Below are 25,997 nucleotides of genomic sequence, written 5' to 3' on the forward strand. Positions count from 1 at the left end.
CCATGCGAACCGTCCCCTTTCGCGGGGGGCGGTTCCACAGCAGGAACGAACCGATGACCGCACTTCTGGAAATGCGCCGCATCACCAAGACCTTTCCGGGGGTCAAGGCGCTGGACGATGTCAGCCTGTCCGTGGCCAAGGGAGAGATCCACGCCATCTGCGGCGAAAACGGCGCCGGGAAATCCACGCTGATGAAGGTGCTGTCGGGCGTCTATCCGGTCGGCAGCTATGAGGGCGACATCATCTATGACGGCAAGCCCGCCGCCTTCCGCACGATCCGCGACAGCGAGGATCTGGGCATCATCATCATCCATCAGGAGCTGGCGCTGGTGCCGCTGCTGACCATCGCCGAGAACATCTTTCTGGGCAATGAACGCAGCCACCGTGGCGTGTTCGACTGGCCCGAGACCTTTCGCCAGACCGAGGGGCTGCTGGCCAAGGTCGGCCTGCGCGAGACACCGGGCACCAAAGTCGAGGCGCTTGGCGTCGGCAAGCAGCAGCTGGTCGAGATCGCCAAGGCCCTGTCCAAGAACGTCCGCCTGCTGATTCTGGACGAGCCGACTGCCGCCCTGTCCGAGGGAGACAGTCAGGCGCTGCTGGACCTGCTGCTGGAGCTGAAGGCGCAGGGTGTCACCAGCATCATCATCAGCCACAAGCTGAACGAGGTCCGCCGGGTGGCCGACAGCGTGACGGTGATCCGCGACGGGGCCACGATTTCGACCATCGACGCGCGGGCGGGCGATCTGACCGAAGACCGCATCGTGCGCGACATGGTGGGCCGCGACATGGCGCATCGCTATCCCGACCGCGACAGGCGCGCGGGCGAGGTGGTGTTCGAACTGTCCGGCTGGAATGTGGGGCATCCCGAGCATCGCGACCGCCGGATGATCCGCGATCTGTCGATGAATGTGCGCGCGGGCGAGGTGGTGGGCATCGCGGGCCTGATGGGCGCGGGCCGGACCGAGCTGGCGATGAGCATTTTCGGCAAAAGCTATGGCCGCGACATTTCCGGCACGGTGCGGATGCACGGGCAGGTGGTCGATGTCTCGACCGTGGACCGGGCGATTGCCGCCGGGCTGGCCTATGTCACCGAGGACCGCAAGACGCTTGGCCTGATCCTGGATGAGACGATCCGGCGCAATACCGTGCTGGCCAATCTGGGCGCGGTCGCCACGCGCGGCGTCGTCGATGACGGGCGCGAGACCGAGGTGGCCGAGACCTACCGCCGCAGCCTGCGCATCCGCACGCCCTCGGTGTTTCAGAAGGTGATGAACCTGTCGGGCGGCAATCAGCAGAAGGTGGTGCTGGCCAAATGGCTGTTCACCAATCCCGAGCTGCTGATTCTGGACGAACCCACGCGCGGCATCGACGTGGGCGCGAAATACGAAATCTACAACATTATCAACGACCTCAGCGCCGCCGGAAAGGCCGTCATCATGATCTCGTCCGAGATGCCCGAACTCTTGGGCATGTGCGACCGGGTCTATGTGATGAATCAGGGCCGGTTCGTGGGGGAACTGACCTCGGACGAGGCCAGTCAGGAAGCGATCATGTCGCTGATCGTCAGGGAATAGGGGACAACCATGGTGGAACAGACCGAACACGCGCCGGCCATGAGCATCGGCGCCTATGTGGCGCGGCATATCCGCGAATACGGGCTGCTGTTCGCGCTGATCGCGATCATGGCGTTTTTCCAGATCGTGACCGGAGGCGTGCTGCTGCGGCCCGTCAACATCACCAACCTGTTCCTGCAGAACAGCTATATCATCATCATGGCGCTTGGCATGTTGCTGGTGATCGTGGCGGGCCATATCGACCTGTCGGTCGGCTCGGTCATGGGGTTCATCGGCGCGCTGGCGGCGGTGATGATCGTGACGATGGGCATGCCGGTCTGGGCGGCGATGGCGATCTGTATCGTTGCAGGCATGGCGATCGGGGCGGTGCAGGGCTATTTCGTCGCCTATTGGAAGATCCCGTCATTCATCGTCACGCTGGCGGGGATGCTGGTCTTTCGCGGGCTGTCGCTGTGGCTGCTGGCGGGCCAGTCGGTCGGGCCGTTCCCGGCGAACTTCCAGCTGCTGTCCACCGGCTTCATTCCTGATATTCTGGGCATCGGCCGCCCCAACGGGCTGGCGCTGGCCTCGGGCGTGCTGGCGGTGTCGCTGATCCTGTGGATCGGGTTGCGCGCCCGCGCCCGCAGCGCCCGCTATGGCATCGGCGATGAGCCCTTTGCGCTGTTCCTGATCCGCAACGGCATCGTCGCCGCCGCGATCCTGTTCGTGACCTGGAAGCTGGCCTGGTTCCGGGGCCTGCCCAATGTGCTGCTGTCGATGGTCATCCTGACGGTGATCTATGTGTTCCTGACCGAGCGCACCACCATCGGGCGGCGGATCTATGCGGTGGGCGGCAATGCCAAGGCCGCGAAATTGTCGGGCATCCGCACGGAACGGCTGACCTTTCTGGCCTTTGTGAATATGGGGATGCTGGCCGCTTTGGCCGGGCTGATCTTTGCCGCCCGGCTGAACACCGCCACCCCCCGCGCCGGTTTCGCGGTCGAACTCGACGTGATCGCGGCGGTCTTTATCGGCGGGGCGTCCATGTCGGGCGGCGTGGGCCGGATCGTGGGGGCGGTCACCGGCGCCTTCATCATGGGGGTGATGAACAACGGCATGTCCATCATGGGCATCGGCATTGATTACCAGCAGGTGATCAAGGGTCTGGTGCTGCTGGCCGCCGTCTTCTTCGACGTTTACAACAAAAACCGCGAGGCCTGAGCCATGCTGCTGTCGCAACTGAACCTGCCTGACGGCACCCGCGCCGTCGCCGCCCGGACCGATGGCGGCGCCCATCTGGTCCCCGGCGTGACCTCGACCCGCGATCTTGCGCTGGCCGCGCTGGCGGCGGGCCGCAGCCTGAAGGCCGAGGTGGCCGCGCGCGGCGCAGGCGATCCGGTCGATCTGGAGGGCGCGCTGCGCGATGGCCGGTTGCTGGTGCCGCTGGACCATCCCGATCCGGCGCATCTGCATCTGACCGGCACCGGCCTGACCCATCTGGGCAGCGCTGCCACCCGCGACGCGATGCACAAGAACCCCGACCCGCAATCCATGACCGACAGCATGAAGATGTTCCGCATGGGGGTCGAGGGCGGCAAGCCCGCGTCGGGCCAGACCGGCGCCCAGCCCGAATGGTTCTACAAGGGCAACGGCCATGCGGCGGTGGCGCCGGGTGCGGCGCTGACCTCGCCCGCCTTCGCGCTGGATGCGGGCGAAGAGCCCGAGATTGCCGGGCTTTACATGATCGCGCCGGACGGGCGCCCGGTGCGGCTGGGCTTTGCGCTGGCCAATGAATTCTCGGACCATGTGACCGAGCGCGGCAACTATCTGTGGCTGGCCCATTCCAAGCTGCGCCCCGCCAGTTTCGGCCCCGAGATGCGGGTGGGCGATCTGCCCGGCCATGTCGAGGGCACCAGCCGCCTGATCCGCGACGGCGCCGTGATCTGGGAAAAGCCCTTCCTGTCGGGCGAGGCGAACATGTCCCACAGCCTGGCCAATCTGGAACATCACCACTTCAAATATGACATCTTCCGCCAGCCCGGCGATGTGCATGTGCATTTCTTCGGCACCGCCACGCTGTCCTTCGCTGACGGGATCACCACGCAGCAGGGCGACCGCTTTCAGATTGAATGCCCGGATTTCGGCCTGCCGCTGGAAAACCCCCTGACCCAAGACACAGCCGACGCGCGCCCGCGTGCCGTCGCCGCCCTGTAAGGTTTCGCGCCATGAGTTTCACCCCCGCCCCCTGGCCCCGCAAACTGCGCTCGCAAGAATGGTATGGCGGCACGTCCCGCGATACGATCTATCATCGAGGCTGGATGAAGAATCAGGGCTATCCGCATGATCTGTTTGACGGAAGGCCGATCATCGGCATCCTGAACACCTGGTCGGACCTGACGCCCTGCAACGGCCATCTGCGCGAACTGGCCGAAAAGGTCAAAGCCGGGATATGGGAGGCCGGGGGCTTTCCTGTCGAGGTGCCGGTGTTTTCGGCCAGCGAGAACACCTTTCGCCCCTCGGCCATGATGTTCCGCAATCTGGCGGCGCTGGCGATCGAGGAAACCATCCGCGGACAGCCGATGGACGGCGCCGTGCTGCTGGTCGGCTGCGACAAGACCACGCCCAGCCTGCTGATGGCGGCGGCAAGCTGCGACATTCCCTCGATCGTGGTCACCGGTGGGCCGATGCTGAACGGTTATTTCCGGGGGGAACGGGTCGGGTCGGGCACCCATCTGTGGAAGTTCAGCGAGGCCGTGAAGGCCGGAGAGATGACACAGGACGAGTTTGTCGAGGCCGAGGCGTCGATGTCGCGGTCCTCGGGCACCTGCAACACAATGGGCACGGCCTCCACCATGGCTTCGATGGCCGAGGCGTTTGGCATGGCGCTGTCGGGCAATGCCGCGATCCCGGCGGTGGACAGTCGCCGCCGGGTGATGGCGCAGATGTCGGGGCGGCGCATCGTGCAGATGGTCAAGGATGATCTGAAACCGTCCGACATCATGACGAAAGCGGCGTTCGAGAATGCCATCCGCGTCAATGGCGCCATCGGTGGCTCGACCAATGCGGTGGTCCATCTGCTGGCCATGGCGGGGCGCGTGGGCGTCGATGTGACGCTGGATGACTGGGACCGCTGCGGGCGCGACGTGGCGACCATCGTGAACCTGATGCCCTCGGGCAAATACCTGATGGAAGAGTTCTTCTATGCCGGCGGCCTGCCCGTGGTCATCAAGCGGCTGGCCGAGGCGGGGCAGTTGCACCGTGATGCGCTGACGGTCAGCGGCGCGACCATCTGGGACGAGGTCCGCGATGTGGTGAACTGGAACGAGGATGTGATCCGTCCCGCCGATAATCCGCTGACCCCGCAGGGCGGCATTGCGGTGCTGCGCGGCAATCTGGCGCCCAAGGGGGCGGTGCTGAAACCCTCGGCGGCCAGCCCGCATCTGCTGACCCATCGGGGCCGGGCGGTCGTCTTCGAGGATATCGACGACTACAAGGCGCGGATCGAGGATGAGGCGCTGGACATCGACGAGACCTGCGTGATGGTGCTGAAGAACTGCGGCCCCAAAGGCTATCCGGGCATGGCCGAGGTCGGCAATATGGGCCTGCCGCCCAAGGTTCTGCGCAAGGGCATCACCGATATGATCCGCATCTCGGATGCGCGCATGTCGGGCACGGCTTACGGGACCGTCGTGCTGCACACCTCGCCCGAGGCGGCGGCGGGCGGGCCTCTGGCCGTCGTGCAGAACGGCGACATGATCGAGCTGGACGTGCCGAACCGCAGGTTGCATCTGGACATCTCTGACGCGGAACTGGCCACGCGTCTGGCCGCCTGGCAGCCGCTGCCCGACCAGCCGACCAGCGGTTACGCCTTCCTGCATCAGCAGCATGTGATGGGGGCCGATACCGGCGCCGACATGGACTTTCTCGTCGGCTGCCGGGGCAATGCGGTCGGAAAGGACAGCCACTGATGAAACTGGCGCTTGTGGGCATCGGAAAGATCGCGCTGGACCAGCATGTGCCCGCGCTGGCCGACAGCCCGGACTGGGAACTGGCCGCGACCGTCTCGCGCAGCGGCACGGTGCCGGGGGTGGACAGCTTTACCGACATCGGCACGATGCTGGACACCCACCCCGAGATCGGCACCGTCAGCCTGTGCCTGCCGCCGGTTCCGCGCTTTGCGGCGGCGGTGGCGGTGCTGCGCGCGGGCCGTCACCTGATGCTGGAAAAACCCCCCGGCGCGACCCTGTCCGAGGTGCATATCCTGCATGATCTGGCCCGCGCGCAGGGGGTCAGCCTGTTTGCCACATGGCATTCGCGCATGGCCCATGGGGTGGCGGCGGCCAGGGCATGGCTGGCCGACAAGACCATCCGCGAAGGCCGCATCATCTGGCGCGAGGACATCCGCAAATGGCATCCCGGTCAGGACTGGATCCTTGAGGCGGGCGGCATGGGCGTCTTTGATCCCGGCATCAACGCCCTGTCGATCCTGACCGAAATCCTGCCGCGCCCCGTGCATCTGACCGGCGCTGAACTGGACATGCCCGCCAACCGGCAGGCGCCGATCGCCGCCCGGCTGCGCCTGTCGGACCAGATCACCGCGGACTTCGATTTCCTCCAGCAGGGCCCGCAGACATGGGACATGGAGTTCCAGACCGATGCGGGTCCTCTGGCCCTGCGCATGGGTGGCAATATTCTGGAAATCGACGGCCAGCCGGTCGAGGGCCGGAACAGCATCATGGGCGAATATCCGGCGCTTTACGCCCGCATGGCGGATCTGGTGCGGCAGGGGGCGTCCGATGTCGATCTGTCGCCCATGGTGCTGGTCGCGGACGCGTTCACTCTGGGCCGCCGCCGCATCGTCGAGACTTTTGAATTCTGAAGGAAGACCAATGACCCAAGAGACGCATGGCAAGCATCTGATCGCAGGCGACTGGCTGGACGGCGAGGGCGTGTTCCAATCCTCCCCGGCGACCGGATCGCCAGCCTCTTACGCCTCGGGCAGCCCGGCGCTGGTGGACCGTGCCGTACAGGCCGCCGAGGCCGCTTTCCCGGCCTTTGCCGCCACCCCGCGCGCCGACCGGGCCGCGTTTCTGGACGCCATTGCCGATCAGATCGAGGCCCGCGCCGAGGCGATCACCGCCATAGGCCACGCCGAGACCGGCCTGCCCGAGGCGCGCCTGCAAGGCGAGCGGGGCCGCACCACCGGCCAGTTGCGCCTGTTCGCGGACCATATCCGGCAAGGCGATTATCTGGACCGCCGCCATGACGCGGCGCTGCCCGACCGTCAGCCGCTGCCGCGCCCCGACCTGCGCATGATCCAGCGGCCCATCGGGCCGGTGGCGGTGTTCGGCGCCTCGAACTTTCCGCTGGCCTTCTCGACGGCGGGGGGCGACACGGCCTCGGCGCTGGCGGCGGGCTGCCCGGTCGTGGTCAAGGGCCACCCGGCCCATCCCGGCACCGGCCAGATCGTGGCCGAGGCCGTGGACGCCGCCATCCGCCAGACCGGCATGCCCGCAGGCGTGTTCAGCTTTATCCACGGCGACACGCATGAGGTCGGGCAGGCGCTTGTCCAGCATCCGCTGATCAAGGCGGTGGGCTTTACCGGGTCGTTGCGCGGGGGCCGGGCGCTTTATGATCTGTGCGCCGCGCGCCCTGAACCGATCCCGTTTTTCGGCGAGCTGGGCAGCGTCAATCCCTGCTTCCTGTTGCCCGAGGCGATAGCTGCGCGCGGGGACCAGATCGCCAAGGGCTGGGTCGCCAGCCTGACCATGGGCGCGGGGCAGTTCTGCACCAATCCCGGCATCGTGATCCTGCCCGCCGGGGACGCCGACGCCTTCACCGATACCGCCACCGCCGCGCTGGCTGATGCGCCCGCGCAGGTCATGCTGGCGGATGGCATTGCCGAGGGGTATCGCGCCGGGCTGGCCCGGATGGCCGGGGCCGCCGCGCCGGTCGCCATGGGCGACAACAGCGGGCGTAAGGCACGCCCGGCGCTGTTCCGCGCCACGGCGGCGCAGTTTCTGGCCAACCCGGCGCTGGCGCATGAGGTCTTTGGCCCGGCGGGGCTGATCGTCACCGCCGACAGCGACGACCAGATGCTGGATCTGGCCCGCGCGCTTGAGGGGCAGCTGACCGTCACCCTGCAGCTGGACGAGGGCGATCTCGCGCTGGCCGCGCGGCTGATGCCGGTGCTGGAACGCAAGGCGGGCCGCATTCTGGCCAATGGCTGGCCCACCGGGGTCGAGGTGGCCGATGCGATGGTGCATGGCGGCCCCTATCCCGCATCCACGAATTTCGGCGCAACCAGCGTCGGCACTCTGGCGATCCGGCGTTTTCTGCGCCCGGTCAGTTTCCAGAACCTGCCGGGCGCCCTGCTGCCCCCCGATTTGCGCGACTGAGAGGGAACAGGCGCGCGAAAACACGACCACAACTTCAAGGGAGGTTACTATGACCAGAACATTGATGACGACGGCGGCGGTGCTTGCACTCTGCGGCACGGCGGCGCTCGCGCAGACCGTGGGATTCTCGCAGATCGGCTCGGAATCGGGCTGGCGGGCGGCGGAAACCACGCTGACGCGCCAACAGGCCGAAGAACGCGGCTATACGCTGCAATTCTCGGATGCGCAGCAGCGGCAGGAAAACCAGATCGCCGCGATCCGGTCCTTTGTGGCGCAGGGCGTCGATGCGATCCTGCTGGCGCCGGTCGTGGCGACCGGCTGGGATTCGGTGCTGGAAGAGGCCGCCGAGGCCGAGATCCCGGTCGTGCTGCTGGACCGCCGCGTGGACAGCGATGACAGCCTCTATCTGACCGCCGTCGGCTCGGATCTGGTGCATGAGGGTCAGGTCGCGGGCCAGTGGCTGGTCGATGAGGTCGCGGGCGCCGACTGCCGCATCGTCGAATTGCAGGGCACGACCGGATCGAGCCCCGCCATCGACCGCAAGACCGGGTTCGAGAACGCCATCGCAGGCCATGACAATCTGGAGATCGTGCGCAGCCAGACCGGCGATTTCACCCGTGCCCTGGGCAAAGAGGTGATGGAAAGCTTCCTTCAGGCCGAAAACGGCGGGCGCGACATCTGCGCGCTTTATGCCCATAACGACGACATGGCGGTGGGCGCCATTCAGGCCATCAAAGAGGCGGGTCTTGCGCCGGGCACTGACATTCTGGTCGTGTCCATCGACGCCGTGCCCGACATCTTTCAGGCGATCGCGGCGGGCGAGGCGAATGCCACGGTCGAGCTGACCCCGAACATGGCCGGTCCCGCCTTTGACGTGCTGGAGGCGTTCTGGGCCGACGGCACCCTGCCCGAAAAGTTCATCCAGACCGAATCGAAGCTGTACACCGCAGCCGATGATCCGCAGGGCGAATACGACCGCCGCAAGGATCTGGGTTACTGATCGCCTCTGGTCGGGCGGCATTGCCCGCCCGGCCAACCCCATGAAGGGACTGCCCATGCTGTTGTCGATCCGCTCGCTGAGCAAGGTCTTTCCCGGCACCCGCGCGCTGGACGATGTCGATCTGGACATTGCGGCGGGCGAGGTTCACGCCCTGCTGGGCGAGAATGGTGCCGGCAAATCGACGCTGATCAAATGCCTGACCGGCGCCTATCTGCGCGACGGCGGCACGATCACTCTGGAGGGGGTGCCCATCGACCCCCGATCCACACTTGAGGCGCAGGAACTGGGCATCGGCACCGTCTATCAGGAGGTGAACCTGCTGCCGAACCTGACCGTGGCGCAGAACCTGATGTTCGGACGAGAGCCGCGCCGTTTCGGGCTGATCGACAGCCGCGCCACGCGGGTCGCTGCGCGGGACACGCTGCGCCGGTATGGCCTGCAGATCGACGTGGACCGCGATCTGGGCAGCTATTCGGTCGCCATCCAGCAGATCATCGCCATCGCGCGGGCGGTCGAGATTTCGGGCAAGGTGCTGATCCTCGATGAGCCGACGGCCAGTCTGGACGCGCGCGAGGTGCGCATGGTCTTTGACGTGGTGCGCGATCTGCGCGCGCGCGGCATGGCGATCATCTTCGTGTCGCATTTTCTGGATCAGGTGTTTGAACTGGCCGATCAGGTGACGGTGCTGCGCAATGGCCGCAAGGTGGCCAGCCAGCCGACCGCCAGCCTTGGCCGCATGTCGCTGGTCGAACAGATGCTGGGCCGCGCGCTGGAAGAGGCCGTGGCCACCCCCCGCGCCGACGGCCACACAGCCACCCTGCCGCCGTTGCTGCAGGTCGAAGGCATGGGCCGGACCGGTGTGGTCGATCCGTTCGACCTGAGGGTGGGCGTGGGCGAGGTGGTCGGGCTGGCGGGGCTGCTGGGCTCGGGCCGCACCGAAACCGCCGAAATGCTGTTTGGCATCCGCCCGGCGCAGACCGGCCAGGTGCGCGACAGTGCCGGGCCTGTGGACCTGCGCACGCCCCGCGCGGCGATTGCGGCGGGCTTTGGCTTTGCCCCCGAGGACCGCAAGACCGACGGCATCGTGGCCGACCTGTCGATCCGCGAGAACATCATTCTGGGTCTTCAGGCCCGCCGGGGCTGGGCGCGCCCGATCCCGCGCGCCGAACAGAACCGGCTGGCCGATGACTATATCAAGCGGCTCGACATCCGCACCTCGGGCCGCGAAAAACCCATCGGAGAGCTGTCGGGCGGCAATCAGCAAAAAGTCGTTCTGGCCCGCTGGCTGGCGATGAACCCGCGCTTTCTGATCCTTGATGAACCGACGCGCGGCATTGATGTCGGCGCGCATGCCGAAATCCTGCGCCTGATCCAGACGCTGACGACCGGGGGCATGTCGGTGCTGGTCATCAGCAGCGAGCTGGACGAGATGGTCGCCGTGGCCGACCGCGTGATCGTGCTGCGCGACCGCGCCCATGTCGCTGAACTGACCGGTATGCAGGTCAGTGCCGACGCCATCATGCGCGCCATCGCAACGCCGGGAGAGGCCGCATGACCCTGTTGACCCGCATCGCCCCGCAACTGATCGCGCTGGCGGCGCTGATTGCGCTGATCTCGGTCTTTTATCCGGGGTTTCTGTCGATCCATCATGACGGCGGGCGGCTGGTCGGCCCGGTCATCGACATCCTGAAACGTGCAGCCCCGGTGGCGTTGCTGGCGGTCGGCATGACGCTGGTGATCGCCACGCGCGGCATTGATCTGTCGGTCGGCGCGATCATGGCGATCTGCGGCGCGGTGGCGGCGCTGACGGTCGCCTCGGGGCAGGGGATGGCCATGGCGCTGCTGCTGGCGCTGGCCGCAGGCGCCATGGCGGGGCTGTGGAACGGCGTGCTGGTCGCGGTCATCGGCATCCAGCCGTTTGTCGCGACGCTGATCCTGATGACCATGGGCCGTGGTGTCGCGCAGCTGATCACCGAGGGGCGCATTCTGACCTTCACCGATCCGGGCTTTGCCTGGCTTGGCTCGGGGACCGCGCTTGGCCTGCCGGTGCCGGTCTGGATCTGGCTGGCCACCGCCATTGCGGTCGCGGCGCTGATGCGGCGCACGGCGCTTGGCCTGCTGATCGAGGCGGTGGGCATCAACCGCCGTGCCGCGCGGCTGGCCGGGGTGAATGCGACCGTGCTGCTGGTCGCGGTCTATGTCGCCAGCGGCATCTGCGCGGCCTTCGCGGGCATTATCGTCACCGCCGACATCCGCGGCGCCGACGCCAACAATGCCGGGCTGTGGCTGGAGCTGGACGCGATCCTTGCCGTGGTCATCGGCGGCAATTCCCTGCTGGGCGGGCGGTTCTCGATTGCGGCCTCGGTGCTGGGGGCGCTGATCATCCAGACCATCGGCGCGGGCATCCTGCTGGCGGGGTTTCCGTCGGAATACAATCTGATCATCAAGGCCGGGCTGGTGCTGGTCATCCTGATCCTGCAATCGCCGCGCATCGCCGCGGAATGGCGGCTGTGGCGCGACAGCCACCGCACGCAAGCCGCCAGAGAGGGCCGCACATGAACACCCGTGCCCTGCCGCTTTATGCGACGATCCTGATCTTTCTGGTGGCCTATGGTCTGGCCTGGACGCAGTTTCCCAATATCCTGTCCACGCGGGTCATCGGCAACCTGCTGACCGACAATGCCTATCTGGGCATCGTCGCGGTGGGGATGACGCTGGTGATCCTGTCGGGCGGGATTGATCTGTCGGTGGGCTCGGTCATCGCCTTTTCGGGCGTGTTCATCGCGGTGATGCTGCGCGACACCGGCCTGCACCCGCTGGTGATCTTTGCGCTGCTGCTGGCGCTGACGGCGGCATTCGGCGGCGCGATGGGGTTTCTGATCCACCGGCTGACGATGCCCGCCTTTATCGTCACGCTGGCGGGGATGTTTCTGGCGCGCGGCGCGGCCTATATGCTGTCGGTCCAGTCGGTGCCGATCGTGCATCCCTTTTACCGCACGCTGCAGAACGCCTATGTCCTGATGCCGGGCCGGGGGCGGCTGACGCTGATCGGGGTGCTGATGCTGCTGGTCGTGGTGACCGGCATGGTGATCGCGCATCGCACCCGCTTTGGCGCCAGCGTCTATGCGCTTGGCGGCGGCGAGCAGACCGCGCGGCTGATGGGCGTGCAGCAGGGGCGCACGACGGTGCTGGTCTATGCGTTCTCGGGGCTGATGGCGGGGCTGTCGGGAATCGTGTTTTCGGTCTACACTGGCTCGGGCTATTCGCTGGCGACGGTGGGGACCGAGCTGACCGCGATTGCCGCCGTGGTCATTGGCGGCACGCTGCTGTCGGGCGGGGCGGGCTATGTCTTTGGCACTCTGGTCGGCGTGTTGACCATGGGGCTGATCCAGACCTACATCGTCTTTGACGGCTCGCTGTCCAGCTGGTGGACCAAGATCGTGATCGGCCTGCTGCTGCTGGCCTTCATCCTGCTGCAAAAGGGGTTGCTGATGCTGTCGCAAAGCCGTGCCCAGGGGCAGTCGTCGTGACCCCGGCGGACCATTTCGGAACCCTGCCCGACGGGCGCGAGATCGGCTGCGTCACCCTGCGCGACGGGGCGCTGAGCGCGCGGGTGCTGACCCTTGGTGCCATCGTGCAGGATCTGCGGCTGGAGGGCGTGGAACACCCGCTGGTGCTGGGATGCCCGGACCCGGTGCAATATCTGGACAAGGGCCGCTATTTCGGCGCCATCGTCGGGCGCTTTGCCAACCGCATCGGCGGCGGGCGCTTTGTCCTCGACGGGCAGGACTATCGGACCGACCGCAATTTCCGGGGCCGCCACACGCTGCATGGCGGTGCGATGGGCACGGATATGCACCTGTGGCAGATCGAGGCGCGGACCGATGCGGGCGTCATCCTGTCGCTGCGGCTGGAAGACGGCGATATGGGCTTTCCCGGCGCCATCGACATCATGGCCGTGATCGCGCTGTCCGAGAATGGGCTGAGCATCTCGCTGTCGGCGCGCAGCGACCGGGCCACGCCCTGCAGCCTGACCCATCACGGCTATTTCGATCTGGACGGGCGCGGTGACATCCGCAACCACCGGCTGATGATCAATGCCGAGCATTACCTGCCCGTCGATGACGACCTGATCCCGGAAGGCTATATCGAGCCGGTCGCGGGCAACGATTTCGATTTCCGCCAGCCGCGCGCCATCGGCGATGCGGGATATGACCACAATTTCTGCCTGTCGCAGGCGCCCGGTGCGCTGCGCACGGTGGCGCGGCTGACCGGCGCGTCGGGCCTGTCGATGCGGGTCCAGACGACCGCCTGCGGGCTGCAGCTGTATGACGGGGCGCATCTGCGCGACATTCCCGGCCTCGACGGGCGGGTCTATGGCCCTCATGCCGGTGTGGCGCTTGAGGCCCAGCACTGGCCCGACGCACCCAACCATCCGGGCTTTCCCGACGCGATCCTGCGGCCCGGCCAGCTGTATGCGGCGCGGACCTGCTATCATTTCGGCTGATGCGGCACGGGCCGGGGCCGGGGGCCACTGGACCTTGGCGCCGTTCTGGGCCATATCCCTTGGGGATCGACCGTTCAATGAGGTGGCTGCCCATGTCCTTTCTGTTGCGCTTTCTGACCTGGTGGAACAGCCAGACGCTCAACACCCAGTTCTGGACCTGGCGGAACGGGAAAAAGGTCGGCGAGGATGCCGGGGGCAACATCTTTTACCAGACCGCCGACGGCAAGCGCCGCTGGGTGATCTATAACGGCGAGGCCGAGGCCAGCCGCATCACGCCGGAATGGCATGGCTGGCTGCACCACACCTGGAACGAGCCGCCGACCGAACAGCCGCTGATCCACAAACCGTGGGAGCAGCCCCATATCCCCAACCTGACCGGCACGCCTGCGGCCTATGCGCCCGAAGGCTCGTTGATGCGGGCGCAGCCTGCGGCGCGGCGCGACTATGATGCGTGGCAGCCGGAGTAAATGACCGCCCCGGTGCAACAGGTGGCGTCCCGGCAGGGCAGCGAGGCGCGGGCCGAGCTGATCGCCGGGGGTGTCGTTCTGGCGGTGGCTGCGGGCTTTCTGGCCTGGGCTGCGGGCGGATGGATGATGCCCGGCAGCGGCTATGAGGTCACGGCCTCGTTCCCCGATGTCGACGGAGTCAGCGTCGGCACCGAGATCCGGCTGGCGGGTGTGCCCGTTGGCCGCGTTTCGGCCATCGCGCTGAACCCGCAGACCTATATGGCCGATGCCGTGCTGCGCCTGCCGCAGGGCATCGTGCTGCCCGCCGACAGCGCCGCGATCATCCAGTCCGACGGGCTGCTGGGCGGCGCCTATATCCAGATCCAGCCGGGCGGCAGCATGGACAACCTCGCCCCCGGAGACGAGATCGAAGAGGTGCAGGGCGCCGTCAGCCTGCTGCAGCTGATGATGAAATTCGTCGACAGTCAGGGCGGTGCCGGGGACAGCGCCGGGGATGATGCGCCATGAGGTTGCTGGCCGCTGCCCTGTCGGCCTGTCTTGCAGCGACGGTTGCGCTGGCACAGGACGAGGCTCCCGTGCCGCCGTCTGGCCCGGAAACAGCACGGGCCACGGGTGCCCTGTTGCGTGGGCTGGACAAGGTGTCGGGCCGCAGCATGGACCTGCCGCTTGGCGTGGGCGAGGCGGTCCGCTACGGGCGGCTTGAGATCCGGCTGGGCGAATGCCGCTATCCCGCAGCCAATCCCAGCGAAGACGCCTATGCACAACTGACCATCATCGACCTGCGCCAGAACGCACAGGTCTTTGCCGGATGGATGCTGGCCAGCTCGCCCGCTTTGTCGGCGCTGGACGATGCCCGCTATGATGTCTGGGTGATTTCCTGCCAAAGCTGACCGGCATCGGGCAGGTCCGCGCCCCGGAAATCGGCGCGCCTGCGGATCGCCTGCGCCAGTTGACACCGATAGCTGTCGCGCGGAATCTCGATCCCGCCCATGCGCGCCAGATGCGGCGTCAGGAACTGCGTGTCAAACAGCCTGAACCCGCAGCGCCGCAGATGTGACGAGGCCCAGAGCAGCGCCATTTTCGAGCCGTTGGTCTGGGTCGAGAACATCGACTCGCCAAAGAACGCGGCCCCCAGCGTGACACCGAATATGCCCCCGGCGCAGCGGCCGTTGTGCCGGATCTTGATCGCATGGGCGTGGCCCGTCAGGTGCAGCCGATGATACAATGCGGACAGCGGGGCGTTGATCCATGTCGTGTCCCGCGCGGCACAGGCGGCCACCACAGCGTCGAAATCAGCGTCCCGATGCGCCGACCAGCCGCCGCGCCGCAGATCGCGCAGCAGCGAGCGAGAGGCATGCACGCCCCCCACCGGCAGCACCCCGCGCATCGGCGGATCGACCCAGAACAGCCGGTCATCCTCGGCGCTGTCAGCCATGGGGAAAATGCCCCGCGCATAACCATCCAGCAGGCGCGCGGGGCCAATCACGCGGGCCTCAGGCGTAGTGCTTTTCCAGCCAGCGTTCCAGCCAGTGGATCGAGTAATCCCCCGTCTGGATGTCGGGCTCGTCCAGCAGCGCCCTGAACAGCGGCACGGTCGTATCGACGCCGTCCACGATCAGCTCGCCCAGGGCACGCGACAGACGCGCCAGGGCCTCGTCGCGGTCGCGGCCATGCACGATCAGCTTGCCGATCAGGCTGTCGTAATAGGGTGGGATCGAATAGCCCTGATACAGTGCCGAATCCATCCGCACGCCCAGACCGCCGGGGGCGTGATACTGGGTGATGCGACCGGGGCAGGGCGAGAAGCCGGGCACTTTTTCGGCGTTGATGCGCACCTCGATCGAGTGGCCGTTGATGACCAGATCTTCCTGATGGAACTCCATCGGCATGCCGGCGGCGACGCGGATCTGCTGGCGGACCAGATCGACACCGAAAATCGCCTCGGTCACAGGGTGTTCGACCTGAAGGCGGGTGTTCATCTCGATGAAATAGAACTCGCCGTCTTCATAGAGAAATTCGATCGTGCCCGCGCCGGAATAGCCGATCTTGGCAATCGCATCGGCGCAAACCTTGCCGATGCGGTCGCGTTCCTCGGGGCTGATCGCGGGGCCGGGGGCCTCTTCCAGCACCTTCTGGTGGCGGCGCTGCAGCGAACAGTCGCGTTCGCCCAGATGCACGGCGCGACCGCGACCGTCACCAAAGACCTGAATCTCGATATGGCGGGGGCGTTGCAGGTATTTCTCAAGGTAGACATCGGGATTGCCGAAGGCCGATTTCGCCTCGGCCCGTGCGGTGCGGAAGGCCACTTCCAGCCCGGCCTCGTTCTCGGCCACCTTCATGCCGCGCCCGCCGCCGCCTGCGGTGGCCTTGATGATCACCGGATAGCCGATTTCAGCGGCGACCGCCTTGGCCTCATCGACATCGTTCACGCCACCCTCGCTGCCGGGCACGCAGGGCACGCCAAGCGCCTTCATCGTGTCCTTGGCGGTGATCTTGTCGCCCATGATGCGGATATGTTCCGCGCGCGGGCCGATGAAGGTGATGTCGTGATCTTCCAGCATCTGCACGAAGCCGGCGTTTTCCGACAGGAAGCCATAGCCGGGATGGATCGCCTGCGCGCCGGTGATCTCGCAGGCCGAGATCAGCGCGGGCATCGACAGATAGGACAGCGTTGACGACGGCGGGCCGATGCAGACCGATTCGTCGGCCATGCGCACATGCATCGCATCGGCATCGGCGGTGGAATGGACCGCGACGGATGCGATGCCCATCTCGCGGCAGGCCCGGATCACGCGCAGCGCGATCTCGCCCCGGTTGGCGATAAGGATCTTGTCGAACATGGGCTTACTCGACGATCATCAGCAGGGTGCCGAATTCGACCGGGCTGCCGTCATCGACCAGAATGCGCTTGACCGTGCCCGCGCGGGGCGAGGGGATGTGGTTCATGGTCTTCATCGCCTCGACGATCATCAGCGTCTCGCCCTCGGCCACGGCCTGCCCGATCTGCACGAAGGCGGCAGCGCCCGGCTCGGCCGACAGATAGGCGGTGCCGACCATGGGCGAGGCCACCGCGCCCGGATGGCTGGCCAGATCCTCGCCTGCGGCAGGGGCGGCCAGCGCGGGGACGCCAGCGGCGGGCGCGGCGGCGGCGGGGGCTGCCTGCGGCGCGGGGGCTGAGGCATAGACGACCTGCTTGCCCTGCTTGGTCAGGCTGATGGTCAGGCGGTCATGTTCGCCATATTCGCGTTTGACCGAGATCTCGTTCAGCTCGCTTGCATTCAGCAATTCGGCCAGCGACCGGATAAAGGCCACATCGCCCTCGTGGTGCTTGCCGTCGTTGGAATCGTTGCTCATGCCGTCCTCTGCCATGTTCTGGTCTGGCCGCTTTCTGTGCGGCGATTGCAGGGCTTATAGCCTTTCCGGCTGCCCAAGGGGAAGGGTCTGGCGGCGCCCCGGACGCATCAGGCCCGGATTTGGCCGCAGATTGGCCGCAGAGCCGTCATGTTCAGCCGTCGCGCGCGGCTTTTTCGGCCAGTCCCGAGACGCCTTCGCGGCGCGAAAGCTCGGCCTCGACATCGGCCAGGCTGACATCGCGGGCGGCCAGCATCACCAGCAGGTGAAAGATCACATCGGCGGCCTCGGCGGTCAGGCGGGCGCGGTCGCCGCGCACGGCCTCGATCACCGCCTCGATGGCCTCTTCGCCGAATTTCTCGGCGCATTTCTCGGGGCCTTTGGCCAGCAGTTTGGCGGTCCAGCTGCTGTCCGGGTCGGCGTCGCGGCGGGTCTGGATGGTGGCGGCAAGCCGTTCGATCGCGTTCATGTCAGCCTCATGGGAATACCTGCGGCGGCCATATGGGCCTTGGCCTCGGCGATGGTATGGGTGCCGAAATGAAAGATGCTGGCGGCCAGAACGGCGCTGGCATGCCCCTCGGTCACGCCCTCGACCAGGTGATCCAGCGTGCCGACTCCGCCCGAGGCGATGACGGGGATGTTGACCGCATCGGCAATCGCGCGGGTGAGGGGAAGGTTGAAGCCCGCCCGCGTGCCGTCGCGGTCCATCGAGGTCAGCAGGATCTCTCCGGCGCCTTTCGCCTCGACCAGACGGGCGAATTCGACCGCGTCGATGCCGGTGGGCTTGCGCCCGCCATGGGTGAAGATCTGCCATTGCCCCGGCGCCACGGTCTTGGCGTCGATGGCCACGACAATGCACTGGCTGCCGAATCGGTCGGCGGCGGCGGCCACGACATCGGGGTCCGCGACAGCGGCCGAGTTGAAGCTGACCTTGTCGGCCCCCGCCAGCAGCAGCGCGCGCACGTCCAGATGGCTGCGCACCCCGCCGCCCACGGTCAGCGGCACGAAGCATTGTTCCGCCGTGCGGGTCACCAGATCGAACATGGTGCCGCGGTTTTCATGGGTGGCATGGATGTCGAGAAAGCAGATCTCGTCGGCACCGGCGGCGTCATAGGCACGGGCGGCCTCGACCGGGTCACCGGCGTCGATCAGGTCGACGAAGTTCACGCCCTTGACCACGCGGCCATCGGCCACGTCGAGGCAGGGGATGATGCGGGTCTTGAGCATCGGGTGCGCCTTTGGCTTGGGCTGTCGGGGGGCTTTTAGCGCAGGCTGGCGCGGGGGGCCAGCGGGGAGGGGGGGCGCTGCCCCCCATCGCGCGAAGGGCGCGATTCCCCCCGGGATATTTTCGTGAAGAAGAGGGGGTCAGGCGAGGGCGGCGAGGGCCTCGCGCAGGTCGAGCGCGCCGTCGTAGAGGGCGCGGCCCGAGATGGCGCCCGCGATGACGCCGGTGGCGGCCAGGGCCTGCAGGTCGGCCAGCGACGAGACCCCGCCCGAGGCGATGACCGGGATGGCGACGGCGCGGGCCAGCGCCTCGGTCGCGGCGAGATTGGGGCCGCCCATGGCGCCGTCGCGGTCGATGTCGGTGTAGATGATGGCAGCGACGCCTGCGTCCTGGAAGCGGCGGGCGAGGTCGGTGGCGTCGATCTCGGTCTCGGTCGCCCAGCCACGGGTGGCGACGCGGCCCTTGCGGGCGTCGATGCCCACCGCGATGCGGCCCGGAAAGGCGGCGGCGGCCTCGGTCACCAAGGCCGGGTTCTCGACCGCCACCGTGCCCAGGATCACCCGGTCGAGGCCGCGTGCCAGCCAGGTCTCGATGGTGGCCATGTCGCGGATGCCGCCGCCCAACTGGGCGGGGATCGAGGTGGCGCCGAGGATCGCCTCGACGGCCGCCGCATTGACCGGGTGGCCTGCAAAGGCGCCGTTCAGGTCGACGAGGTGCAGGTATTGTGCCCCCGCATCCTGGAAGGCGCGGGCCTGTGCGGCCGGATCGGTGCCGAAGACGGTGGCCTTGTGCATGTCGCCGCGCAGCAGGCGGACGCAGTTGCCGTCCTTGAGGTCAATGGCGGGGTAGAGGATCATGGCGCGCTCCGGTCGGGTCTGGGGATCGGGCTGTCTTTGGCATGCGGGGTGGCCGCGCGTAAAGGGGCGGCGGACCTGACGTCATGCTTGCCAGCCGGAAGGGCATGCGCGCAATCTGGGCCATCCTGAGGAGGAGGAACCATGCGTCATATCATTCTGGCCGGTGCTTTTGTGCTGGGGGCGGGCGCGGCGAGCGCCGACCCGATCGAAGGGATATGGCAGACCCAGCCCGATGAGGGCAGTTTCGCCCATGTGACGGTTGCGCCTTGTGGCGGCGCCTATTGTGGCACCATCACCCGCACATTCCGCGATCAGGCCGAGTACCCCTCGCCCAATCTTGGCCTGCAGATCGTCATCGACATGGCCGCGACGGGCGGCGGCAATTATCAGGGCCGGGTCTGGCGCCCGGCGAATGACCGCATCTATGCCGGCAAGGCCGCTGTGTCCGGTGACAGGATGAGCCTGTCGGGATGTGTCGCGGGCGGGCTGCTGTGCAAGAGCCAGACCTGGGTCCGGGTACAGTAACGCCGTCGGGACCGGGTTTCAGACCCGGGCGCGCCTCAGGCCGGGCGGGGGCGGTGCATATTGTCCAGATGCACCGCAATCGCCTCTTCGACATCGTCGAAATAGCTGAGCTGCCCGTTTTCGAGCACCGCGCCGCAATCGCAGATTTCGCGGATCAGTCCCATCGAGTGGCTGACCACCACCGCCCCGGCATTCGCAAGGCGGTTCTTGAAGATCCGGTTGGATTTCGCCTTGAAGGACGCGTCGCCTACGGCGGAAACCTCGTCGACCAGATAGGTGTCGAAGGGGACGGCCATCGACACGCCAAAGGCCAGGCGCGATTTCATCCCCGAGGAATAGGTGCGGATCGGCAGGTTGAAATGCTCGCCCAGTTCGGCGAAGTCCTTGACGAAGTTGATCAGTTCGTCGGTATCCACGGCATAGATCCGGGCGACGAACCGGCAGTTCTGTTCGCCCGTCAGCTCGCCATTGAAACTGCCGCCGAACCCCACCGGCCAGCTGATCGTTCCGGTCGACAGGATGCGCCCCGATGTCGGCAGCATCGCCCCCGAGATCATCCGCAGAAGCGACGATTTCCCCGCCCCGTTGCGTCCCAGCAGGGCCAATGATGATCCCGTCGGAAAGGTCATGGTGATATTGTCGGCCACCACCTGATGGCGGCCGTTCAATGTGTAGGTCTTGCAGAGCCGGTCGAGATGGATCATCGCCGGTCGCGCAGGCTGTAAAACACCAGCGTTCCGATAATCCACAAGAGCAGGATGAACCCGGCGATCATGGCCAGCAGGTTTTCGCGCTGCGGGAACTCGGCGTCCTGAGCCAGGGTCGGGCGGATATAGGGCGCCAGATAACGCGACTGGCGCACGGCCTCGGCCCGCGCCCCCTCATAGCTGGCCAGAGCGGCGGTATAGGTGGTTTCGGCGAACTGACGGTCGACGGCCAGCGTCTCGAACTGGCCGACCAGATCCGACAGCGCGATTTCCCCATTCATCGAGCCGAACTTCTGCCGCTCGGCGTCGATCTGTTCGCGGATCACGTCGATGCGCAGCTCGGTCTGGCTGATGCGCGGATCGTTGGGCTGGGCATTGGCCCGCAGAAGCCCAAGCGAGACCAGCTGTTCGGCCAGCTGCTGCTGAAGCGAGCTGACAACGCCGACCTGCCCCTGAACGTCCGCCGCCGGGTCGACCAGCTGATAGCGATTGCGGAACTCGGTCATGTCGGCGCGGGCGGAGCGCAGGCGGGTTTCGGCGCGTTCCAGCTCTTCGCGGGCATAGCGCAGCGCATCCTCTCGGGCGATATCGTTCAGCTCGTTGATCAGCGAGCCACCTTCCAGCATGATCGCCTCGGCGATCGCCTGGGCGTCGCGCGGTTCGAACGCCAGAATGCGCAGGTCGATCATGCCCGAATCGTAATGCACGCGGATCTTGCGGTCCCACTCGTTGGCCAGACCCTCCAGTGTCTGATCGCCGCGAAAGCGAAAGACCGGATCGTCGGGGGCCTTGGACCATATCTCGCGCAGATCCATGCGGTTGTTGACCCGCTCGACCAGATCGCGGCTCTGGATGAACTTGAACAGGATATCGGCATCGCTCGTCGAGTTCGCGGTCACCCCGACCAGCGAGCCAAGCCCGCCCAGCAGTTCCGATGCGCCGGGCGCCGATTCGCTGCGAACCGAAAATCCGACGAAAGACGCATATTGATCGGCGGCGCGCGCATACAGGTACCAGGCGCTGACCAGCACCGGCAATATGACGACGATCACAAAGCTGATCAGCATGCCATAGTGACGCTTTTGCATGGTCGCGGGGTTCGCCGCAGGCAGGATGGGCGGTTTCGGCGCGGCCGGGCGGGCCGGACCGCCCGGCTTGTTGCCGCCGGGACCGGAGTTGGCGCCAGGTTTCGGGGCGGCAGGCTTTGGAGCTTCGGGTTTGGACTCGGCCTGTTTTGCTGCGAGGGGCTTTGCTTCGGCCTGTTTTGCTTCGGCAGGTTTTATGGCCGACGGCTTCGGTTCAGTCGGTTGAGGGCTGGCCGGTGTCGGCTCGGCCTGCTTTGCCTCGGCGGGTTTCGGGGCCGCGACCTTTGGGTTTTCCTGTGTTGGTTCGACCGGTTTGGGCGTGGGGCCCGATTCGGCGACGGGCTTGGCCGACGCGGCTGCGGGGCTGGTCTGAGGAGCGGACATGCGCGCGGTCCCGCCTTGCATTGTTGATCTCTTGGTCGCCCTCATACATAAGCGCTTCGAACAGTTCCAGCACCGATCCCCCAAAGGATCGTGAGCCGCGTCAGGCGGAAGGCCCGCGTCCATGTCCGACATGCCCCATCCCGGCCCTGTGCCGAAACAACAGGCACCTTTGCCACAGCGCCGTTCGCCCGCGCCGGGCGATGGCAGGCTGCAAGAGGTGCGCAAACATCGCAGCTTTGCCAGCATGCGCGCGATCGGCGCGCTGATGCTGCGTGAGATGGCGACCAGCCATGGCCGCCGGGCAGGTGGCTATCTGTGGACCATCGCCGAGCCTGTGGGCGGGATCGTGCTGCTGACGCTGATCTTTTCGGTTGGCTTCCGAAAGCCCCCCATGGGCACGAATTTCGCGATCTTTTATGCGACGGGCGTGGTGCCCTTCATGATGTATCTGGATATGTCTGGTAAGGTGGCGGGCTCGGTGCGGTACTCCAAATCGCTGCTGACCTATCCGGCCGTGACCTTCGTTGACGCGCTGCTGGCGCGGATCCTGTTCAATACTATCACACAGGCCGTGGTCATGATTCTGATCTTTACCGGCATTGTGATGACAATGGACACGCGCACCGATCCGCAGATTCTGCATATCGCGCTTGGTTTTGCGATGACGGTGCTGATTGCCTCTGCCGTAGGGGTGGTGAACTGCTTCCTGTTCGAGGCCTTCACCTGGTGGCAATCGGTCTGGAGCATCCTGATGCGGCCGCTGTTCCTGCTGTCGTGCATCTTCTTTGTCTTCGACACGATCCCGCAACCCTATCGCGACTGGCTGTGGTGGAACCCGCTGGTGCATCTGGTCGGCCAGATGCGGATGGCGTTCTATCCGGCCTATCACGCGGATTACATCAGCTATATCTATGTGTTTGCGCTAGGTCTGGGGCTGTTTGCGCTGGGGCTGGCGTTGCTGGTGCGCTATCACCGCGATCTGCAGAACAGCTGAGGCGCCCCCTCAGCCGCCCGCAGGCCGCGCCAGCCGCGCAAGGACCCTGCGCCGCGTGACCTGCCCGCCGCCCACCAGCGGCAGCGCGTCATGGTCCGACAGCCGCTCCATCACCGCGCGCAGCGGCAGATCGCGGGGCAGGGGCACGCCCTGCGCCCCTGCCGGATCGCCGGGCTCTGCGACATCCTCGGCGGTCAGCACCGCCAGTGGGTTCATATGGGCCACGAAATCGGCAACATAGCCATTGGCCGGATCGGCGATGATCTGGCGCGCCGTGCCGGTCTGCACGATCCGCCCCCCCTCCATCAGCGCGATGCGGTTGCCCAGCTTGAACGCCTCGTCCAGATCATGGCTGACGAAGATGATCGTGCGGCCGGTGCGCGATTGCAGGTCCAGCAATTCATCCTGCAACCGGGCGCGGATCAGCGGGTCCAGCGCGCTGAACGGCTCGTCCATTAGCAGCACGGGCGCCTCGGTCGCGAAGGCGCGGGCAAGGCCCACGCGCTGCTGCATGCCGCCCGACAATTCGCCCACCCGCCTGTCGGCCCAGTCCGACAGGCCCACGATGCCGAGATGCTGGTCCACCCGCGCGCGGCGTTCGGCGGTAGGCAGGCCCGCCAGTTCCAGCCCCAGCCCCACATTCTCGCGCACGCTGCGCCAGGGCAGCAGGCCGAATTGCTGGAACACCATCGCCACCGTGCGCAGCCGGATTTCCCGCAGGTTGCGCGCGCCCGCGCCCGTCACGCTGATCATCCGCTCACCCTGCCGCAGCCGCACCTCGCCCCGGCAGACCGGGTTCAGCGCATTCACCGCCCGCAGCAACGTCGATTTGCCCGATCCCGACAGGCCCATCAGCACGAGGATCTCGCCCTCGGCCACCGATAGCGAGCAGTCATGCACACCCAGAACCTGCCCCGTCTCGGTCTTGATCGGGCCACGGTCCAGCCCTGCATCCATCAGCGGCAGGGCACGGTCGGGATGATCGCCAAAGACGATGCTGACCCGGTCGAATTCCACGGCATTGCGGGTCATTTGCGGCCCTCCATCCGCAGCATCCGGTCGAGGATGATGGCCACGACCACGATCACCAGCCCCGATTCAAAGCCAAGCGCGGTGTTGACGCTGTTCAGCGCCCGCACGACCGGCACCCCCAGCCCCGAGGCGCCGACCAACGCCGCGATCACCACCATCGACAGCGACAGCATGATGGTCTGGTTCAGCCCGGCCATGATCTGCGGCAGGGCGCTTGGCAGTTCGACCTTCCACAGAAGCTGGCGCTTCGTGGCGCCAAAGGCGGTGGCTGCCTCGACCAGCGCGGGCGGAGTCGAGGCGATCCCCAGCTGCGTCAGCCGGATCGGCGCGGGCAGCACGAAGATGACGGTGGCCAGCAGGCCGGGCACCATGCCGATGCCGAAAAAGACAATCGCCGGGATCAGATAGACGAAGGTGGGCAGGGTCTGCATCAGATCCAGCACCGGGCGCATCCACGCGTAAAGGCGGGGCCGGTGCGCGGCAGCGATGCCGATGGGCACGCCCAGCCCCATGCAGACGATGCAGGCCGACAGCACCAGCGTCAGCGATTGCATCATCTCGGACCAGTAACCCTGATTGAGCACGAACAGCAGCCCCACCGCGACCAGCAGACACACGGTCAGCCGCCGTTGCAGCGCGAAGGTCAGCGCCACCGCCAGCGCGATGAAGATCAGCGGATGCGGCGCCTGCAACGCGCCCAGAATCGCGCCGATCAGCCCGTTCATCGCGTCCGAAATCACGTCGAACACCCATCCCGCATTGGCGTTCAGCCAGTCAAAACCGGCCTTGGCCGTGCGGCCCACCGGGATCTTGTTGTCGGTGATCCAGCCTGTCAGCTGCTCCATGCGCGCTCCTGTTCATCGCACCGGCGGTGCACCCGCGGTGCACCAGCGGGGCACCGGCGAGGTGGGGCCGGTCTCAGCCCTCCAGCGCCGCCATCAGCGCGTCTTCGGCGTCATTACCTGCGGTGGTGGTGACATCCGCCAGCCAGCCGCGCGCGGCATCCGGATTGGCCGACAGCCAGTCGCGGGCGGCGGCCATCGGGTCCTGCCCGTCATTCAGGATCGCGCCCATCACCTCATTCTCCATCGCCAGGGTGAATTCGAGGTTTTGCAGGAACTGCCCGACATTGGGGCATTCCTCGACATAGCCCGCGCGGGTGTTGGTGCGCACCTCGGCGCCGCCCAGATCGGGGCCGAAAATATCGTCGCCGCCGGTCAGATAGGTCATCCGGATCTGGGCGTTCATCGGATGCGGCTCCCATCCCAGAAAGACCACCGGCGTGTCGCGGTCCGAGGCGCGCGCGACCTGCGCCAGCATCCCCTGTTCGCTGGATTCCACGATCTCGAACGTACCCAGACCGAACTGGTCCATGGCCACCATCTCCAGCAGCAGGCGGTTGCCGTCATTGCCCGGCTCGATGCCATAGATCTTGCCGTCCAGCGCCTCTTTCTGATCGGCGATCGAGGCGAAATCGGTGATGCCCAGATCGGCGCCCGCCTGATTGGTGGCCAGCGTGTATTTGGCGCCGGTCAGATTGGTGCGCACCGTGTCGACCGTGCCGGTGTCGCGATAGGGGGCGATGTCGGCCTCCATCGTGGGCATCCAGTTGCCCAGAAACACATCGACGTCATCGGTGGACAGCGCGGTATAGGTCACCGGCACCGACAGGATGCGGGTCTCGGTCTCATAGCCAAGCGCCCCCAGCACGGTCGAGGCCAGCGCCGTCGTCGCCGTGATGTCCGACCAGCCGACATCGGAAAACACCACCTTGCGGCAATGCTCGGGCTCTTGCGCGAAGGCGGGCTGGGCCAGAACGGCGCAGGCGGCAAGGACAGATACGGGGCGGAAATACATCATCGGAGACTCCCTGTTCTTGATTGGTCAGTCAATTAACGTTACATAGGACCGG

At 66.5% G+C, this 25,997-nt stretch carries 27 protein-coding genes; 16 read left to right on the plus strand and 11 right to left on the minus strand.

Features of this window, described 5'->3' with window-relative positions:
* The first annotated feature begins 53 nt into the window (after positions 1-53).
* The 14 genes from mmsA to ACK41U_RS05620 all read left to right on the plus strand — a co-directional run bounded on the left by mmsA (position 54) and on the right by ACK41U_RS05620 (position 14,815).
* The gene (gene mmsA / locus ACK41U_RS05555; protein WP_409677084.1) at positions 54-1,574 is read left to right on the plus strand and encodes a multiple monosaccharide ABC transporter ATP-binding protein; all 1,521 of its coding nucleotides are present in this window, start codon (positions 54-56) and stop codon (positions 1,572-1,574) included.
* Positions 1,575-1,583: 9 nt separating this feature from the next.
* Positions 1,584-2,774: a multiple monosaccharide ABC transporter permease gene (gene mmsB, locus ACK41U_RS05560; protein WP_409677086.1), complete on the plus strand. Its 1,191-nt coding sequence runs from the start codon at positions 1,584-1,586 to the stop codon at positions 2,772-2,774.
* 3 nt (positions 2,775-2,777) lie between these two features.
* The gene (gene araD1, locus ACK41U_RS05565; protein WP_409677088.1) at positions 2,778-3,767 is read left to right on the plus strand and encodes an AraD1 family protein; all 990 of its coding nucleotides are present in this window, start codon (positions 2,778-2,780) and stop codon (positions 3,765-3,767) included.
* A gap of 11 nt (positions 3,768-3,778) precedes the next feature.
* Positions 3,779-5,521: an L-arabinonate dehydratase gene (araD, locus tag ACK41U_RS05570; RefSeq protein WP_409677090.1), complete on the plus strand. Its 1,743-nt coding sequence runs from the start codon at positions 3,779-3,781 to the stop codon at positions 5,519-5,521.
* Positions 5,521-6,432 carry a Gfo/Idh/MocA family protein gene (locus ACK41U_RS05575; protein WP_409677092.1) on the plus strand — a complete coding sequence of 304 codons (912 nt, stop codon included), beginning with the start codon at positions 5,521-5,523 and terminating at the stop codon, positions 6,430-6,432. The genes araD and ACK41U_RS05575 overlap by 1 nt, the downstream gene beginning before the upstream one ends.
* 10 nt (positions 6,433-6,442) lie before the next feature.
* Positions 6,443-7,951, plus strand: a complete 1,509-nt coding sequence (locus tag ACK41U_RS05580; protein WP_409677094.1) for an aldehyde dehydrogenase (NADP(+)) — start codon at positions 6,443-6,445, stop codon at positions 7,949-7,951.
* A 49-nt stretch (positions 7,952-8,000) separates the two neighbouring features.
* Positions 8,001-8,951: a galactofuranose ABC transporter, galactofuranose-binding protein YtfQ gene (gene ytfQ, locus ACK41U_RS05585; RefSeq protein WP_409677096.1), complete on the plus strand. Its 951-nt coding sequence runs from the start codon at positions 8,001-8,003 to the stop codon at positions 8,949-8,951.
* A 55-nt stretch (positions 8,952-9,006) separates the two neighbouring features.
* Positions 9,007-10,506: a sugar ABC transporter ATP-binding protein gene (locus ACK41U_RS05590; protein ID WP_409677098.1), complete on the plus strand. Its 1,500-nt coding sequence runs from the start codon at positions 9,007-9,009 to the stop codon at positions 10,504-10,506.
* Positions 10,503-11,510 carry an ABC transporter permease gene (locus tag ACK41U_RS05595; protein ID WP_409677100.1) on the plus strand — a complete coding sequence of 336 codons (1,008 nt, stop codon included), beginning with the start codon at positions 10,503-10,505 and terminating at the stop codon, positions 11,508-11,510. The genes ACK41U_RS05590 and ACK41U_RS05595 overlap by 4 nt, the downstream gene beginning before the upstream one ends.
* Complete coding sequence (gene yjfF, locus ACK41U_RS05600) at positions 11,507-12,481, plus strand: galactofuranose ABC transporter, permease protein YjfF (RefSeq protein ID WP_409677102.1); 975 nt, start codon at positions 11,507-11,509, stop codon at positions 12,479-12,481. The genes ACK41U_RS05595 and yjfF overlap by 4 nt, the downstream gene beginning before the upstream one ends.
* Positions 12,478-13,458 (plus strand): aldose epimerase family protein, encoded by a 981-nt coding sequence (locus ACK41U_RS05605; protein WP_409677104.1) that lies wholly within the window; start codon positions 12,478-12,480, stop codon positions 13,456-13,458. Before yjfF ends, ACK41U_RS05605 begins: the two co-directional genes overlap by 4 nt.
* A gap of 92 nt (positions 13,459-13,550) precedes the next feature.
* Entirely contained in the window at positions 13,551-13,925 is a 375-nt protein-coding gene (locus ACK41U_RS05610) for an NADH:ubiquinone oxidoreductase subunit NDUFA12 (protein ID WP_409677106.1), read from the plus strand.
* On the plus strand, positions 13,926-14,432 hold the full coding sequence (locus ACK41U_RS05615; protein ID WP_409677108.1) for an outer membrane lipid asymmetry maintenance protein MlaD: 507 nt from the start codon (positions 13,926-13,928) through the stop codon (positions 14,430-14,432).
* A complete protein-coding gene (locus ACK41U_RS05620) occupies positions 14,429-14,815 on the plus strand; it encodes a DUF2155 domain-containing protein (RefSeq protein ID WP_409677110.1) in 387 nt (128 codons plus the stop codon). The genes ACK41U_RS05615 and ACK41U_RS05620 overlap by 4 nt, the downstream gene beginning before the upstream one ends.
* Here the strand turns inward: ACK41U_RS05620 and aat are convergent.
* The 6 genes from aat to hisA all read right to left on the minus strand — a co-directional run bounded on the left by aat (position 14,782) and on the right by hisA (position 19,358).
* Entirely contained in the window at positions 14,782-15,411 is a 630-nt protein-coding gene (aat, locus tag ACK41U_RS05625) for a leucyl/phenylalanyl-tRNA--protein transferase (RefSeq protein WP_409677112.1), read from the minus strand. The genes ACK41U_RS05620 and aat overlap by 34 nt on opposite strands.
* Positions 15,412-15,418: 7 nt before the next feature.
* Complete coding sequence (accC, locus tag ACK41U_RS05630; RefSeq protein ID WP_409677114.1) at positions 15,419-16,765, minus strand: acetyl-CoA carboxylase biotin carboxylase subunit; 1,347 nt, start codon at positions 16,763-16,765, stop codon at positions 15,419-15,421.
* Between the two features lie 4 nt (positions 16,766-16,769).
* A complete protein-coding gene (accB, locus tag ACK41U_RS05635) occupies positions 16,770-17,279 on the minus strand; it encodes an acetyl-CoA carboxylase biotin carboxyl carrier protein (protein WP_409677116.1) in 510 nt (169 codons plus the stop codon).
* A gap of 151 nt (positions 17,280-17,430) precedes the next feature.
* Positions 17,431-17,745, minus strand: a complete 315-nt coding sequence (locus ACK41U_RS05640; RefSeq protein WP_409677118.1) for a phosphoribosyl-ATP diphosphatase — start codon at positions 17,743-17,745, stop codon at positions 17,431-17,433.
* Positions 17,742-18,503, minus strand: coding sequence for an imidazole glycerol phosphate synthase subunit HisF (gene hisF, locus ACK41U_RS05645; protein ID WP_409677120.1), 762 nt, complete (start codon positions 18,501-18,503; stop codon positions 17,742-17,744). Before hisF ends, ACK41U_RS05640 begins: the two co-directional genes overlap by 4 nt.
* Positions 18,504-18,641: 138 nt before the next feature.
* Positions 18,642-19,358 carry a 1-(5-phosphoribosyl)-5-[(5-phosphoribosylamino)methylideneamino]imidazole-4-carboxamide isomerase gene (gene hisA / locus ACK41U_RS05650; protein ID WP_409677121.1) on the minus strand — a complete coding sequence of 239 codons (717 nt, stop codon included), beginning with the start codon at positions 19,356-19,358 and terminating at the stop codon, positions 18,642-18,644.
* Between the two features lie 141 nt (positions 19,359-19,499).
* On the opposite strand from hisA, the gene ACK41U_RS05655 reads away from it, so the two are divergent.
* Positions 19,500-19,883, plus strand: a complete 384-nt coding sequence (locus ACK41U_RS05655) for a DUF2147 domain-containing protein (protein ID WP_409677123.1) — start codon at positions 19,500-19,502, stop codon at positions 19,881-19,883.
* A 35-nt stretch (positions 19,884-19,918) separates the two neighbouring features.
* Here ACK41U_RS05655 and ACK41U_RS05660 read toward each other — a convergent pair whose 3' ends face one another.
* On the minus strand, positions 19,919-20,587 hold the full coding sequence (locus ACK41U_RS05660) for an ABC transporter ATP-binding protein (protein WP_409677125.1): 669 nt from the start codon (positions 20,585-20,587) through the stop codon (positions 19,919-19,921).
* A complete protein-coding gene (locus ACK41U_RS05665; RefSeq protein ID WP_409677127.1) occupies positions 20,584-21,678 on the minus strand; it encodes a sugar transporter in 1,095 nt (364 codons plus the stop codon). The genes ACK41U_RS05660 and ACK41U_RS05665 overlap by 4 nt, the downstream gene beginning before the upstream one ends.
* A 502-nt stretch (positions 21,679-22,180) precedes the next feature.
* On the opposite strand from ACK41U_RS05665, the gene ACK41U_RS05670 reads away from it, so the two are divergent.
* On the plus strand, positions 22,181-23,053 hold the full coding sequence (locus ACK41U_RS05670; RefSeq protein ID WP_409677129.1) for an ABC transporter permease: 873 nt from the start codon (positions 22,181-22,183) through the stop codon (positions 23,051-23,053).
* A 9-nt stretch (positions 23,054-23,062) separates the two neighbouring features.
* On the opposite strand, the gene choV is transcribed toward ACK41U_RS05670, so the two are convergent.
* From choV to choX, 3 genes are all read right to left on the minus strand, one after another.
* On the minus strand, positions 23,063-24,085 hold the full coding sequence (gene choV / locus ACK41U_RS05675; RefSeq protein ID WP_409677131.1) for a choline ABC transporter ATP-binding protein: 1,023 nt from the start codon (positions 24,083-24,085) through the stop codon (positions 23,063-23,065).
* Positions 24,082-24,930 carry a choline ABC transporter permease subunit gene (gene choW / locus ACK41U_RS05680; protein ID WP_409677133.1) on the minus strand — a complete coding sequence of 283 codons (849 nt, stop codon included), beginning with the start codon at positions 24,928-24,930 and terminating at the stop codon, positions 24,082-24,084. Before choW ends, choV begins: the two co-directional genes overlap by 4 nt.
* 73 nt (positions 24,931-25,003) lie before the next feature.
* Positions 25,004-25,945 (minus strand): choline ABC transporter substrate-binding protein, encoded by a 942-nt coding sequence (choX, locus tag ACK41U_RS05685; protein ID WP_409677135.1) that lies wholly within the window; start codon positions 25,943-25,945, stop codon positions 25,004-25,006.
* Between the last annotated feature and the right edge of the window lie 52 nt (positions 25,946-25,997).

The sequence above is a fragment of the Paracoccus sp. (in: a-proteobacteria) genome (assembly GCF_046289755.1).
GTDB lineage: Bacteria > Pseudomonadota > Alphaproteobacteria > Rhodobacterales > Rhodobacteraceae > Paracoccus.

Bases quoted from the DNA above. Each gene is read 5' to 3' on its own strand.
- ACK41U_RS05610 (WP_409677106.1), top strand. From the start codon at position 13,551: ATGTCCTTTCTGTTGCGCTTTCTGACCTGGTGGAACAGCCAGACGCTC.
- ACK41U_RS05580 (WP_409677094.1), top strand. From the start codon at position 6,443: ATGACCCAAGAGACGCATGGCAAGCATCTGATCGCAGGCGACTGGCTG.
- ACK41U_RS05620 (WP_409677110.1), top strand. From the start codon at position 14,429: ATGAGGTTGCTGGCCGCTGCCCTGTCGGCCTGTCTTGCAGCGACGGTT.
- choW (WP_409677133.1), bottom strand. From the start codon at position 24,930: ATGGAGCAGCTGACAGGCTGGATCACCGACAACAAGATCCCGGTGGGC.
- araD1 (WP_409677088.1), top strand. From the start codon at position 2,778: ATGCTGCTGTCGCAACTGAACCTGCCTGACGGCACCCGCGCCGTCGCC.
- ACK41U_RS05640 (WP_409677118.1), bottom strand. From the start codon at position 17,745: ATGAACGCGATCGAACGGCTTGCCGCCACCATCCAGACCCGCCGCGAC.
- araD (WP_409677090.1), top strand. From the start codon at position 3,779: ATGAGTTTCACCCCCGCCCCCTGGCCCCGCAAACTGCGCTCGCAAGAA.
- choV (WP_409677131.1), bottom strand. From the start codon at position 24,085: ATGACCCGCAATGCCGTGGAATTCGACCGGGTCAGCATCGTCTTTGGC.
- ACK41U_RS05670 (WP_409677129.1), top strand. From the start codon at position 22,181: ATGTCCGACATGCCCCATCCCGGCCCTGTGCCGAAACAACAGGCACCT.
- ACK41U_RS05575 (WP_409677092.1), top strand. From the start codon at position 5,521: ATGAAACTGGCGCTTGTGGGCATCGGAAAGATCGCGCTGGACCAGCAT.
- choX (WP_409677135.1), bottom strand. From the start codon at position 25,945: ATGATGTATTTCCGCCCCGTATCTGTCCTTGCCGCCTGCGCCGTTCTG.
- ACK41U_RS05660 (WP_409677125.1), bottom strand. From the start codon at position 20,587: ATGATCCATCTCGACCGGCTCTGCAAGACCTACACATTGAACGGCCGC.
- ytfQ (WP_409677096.1), top strand. From the start codon at position 8,001: ATGACCAGAACATTGATGACGACGGCGGCGGTGCTTGCACTCTGCGGC.
- accC (WP_409677114.1), bottom strand. From the start codon at position 16,765: ATGTTCGACAAGATCCTTATCGCCAACCGGGGCGAGATCGCGCTGCGC.
- mmsA (WP_409677084.1), top strand. From the start codon at position 54: ATGACCGCACTTCTGGAAATGCGCCGCATCACCAAGACCTTTCCGGGG.
- mmsB (WP_409677086.1), top strand. From the start codon at position 1,584: ATGGTGGAACAGACCGAACACGCGCCGGCCATGAGCATCGGCGCCTAT.
- yjfF (WP_409677102.1), top strand. From the start codon at position 11,507: ATGAACACCCGTGCCCTGCCGCTTTATGCGACGATCCTGATCTTTCTG.
- hisF (WP_409677120.1), bottom strand. From the start codon at position 18,503: ATGCTCAAGACCCGCATCATCCCCTGCCTCGACGTGGCCGATGGCCGC.
- accB (WP_409677116.1), bottom strand. From the start codon at position 17,279: ATGAGCAACGATTCCAACGACGGCAAGCACCACGAGGGCGATGTGGCC.
- hisA (WP_409677121.1), bottom strand. From the start codon at position 19,358: ATGATCCTCTACCCCGCCATTGACCTCAAGGACGGCAACTGCGTCCGC.
- ACK41U_RS05665 (WP_409677127.1), bottom strand. From the start codon at position 21,678: ATGCAAAAGCGTCACTATGGCATGCTGATCAGCTTTGTGATCGTCGTC.
- ACK41U_RS05615 (WP_409677108.1), top strand. From the start codon at position 13,926: ATGACCGCCCCGGTGCAACAGGTGGCGTCCCGGCAGGGCAGCGAGGCG.
- ACK41U_RS05595 (WP_409677100.1), top strand. From the start codon at position 10,503: ATGACCCTGTTGACCCGCATCGCCCCGCAACTGATCGCGCTGGCGGCG.
- ACK41U_RS05655 (WP_409677123.1), top strand. From the start codon at position 19,500: ATGCGTCATATCATTCTGGCCGGTGCTTTTGTGCTGGGGGCGGGCGCG.
- ACK41U_RS05590 (WP_409677098.1), top strand. From the start codon at position 9,007: ATGCTGTTGTCGATCCGCTCGCTGAGCAAGGTCTTTCCCGGCACCCGC.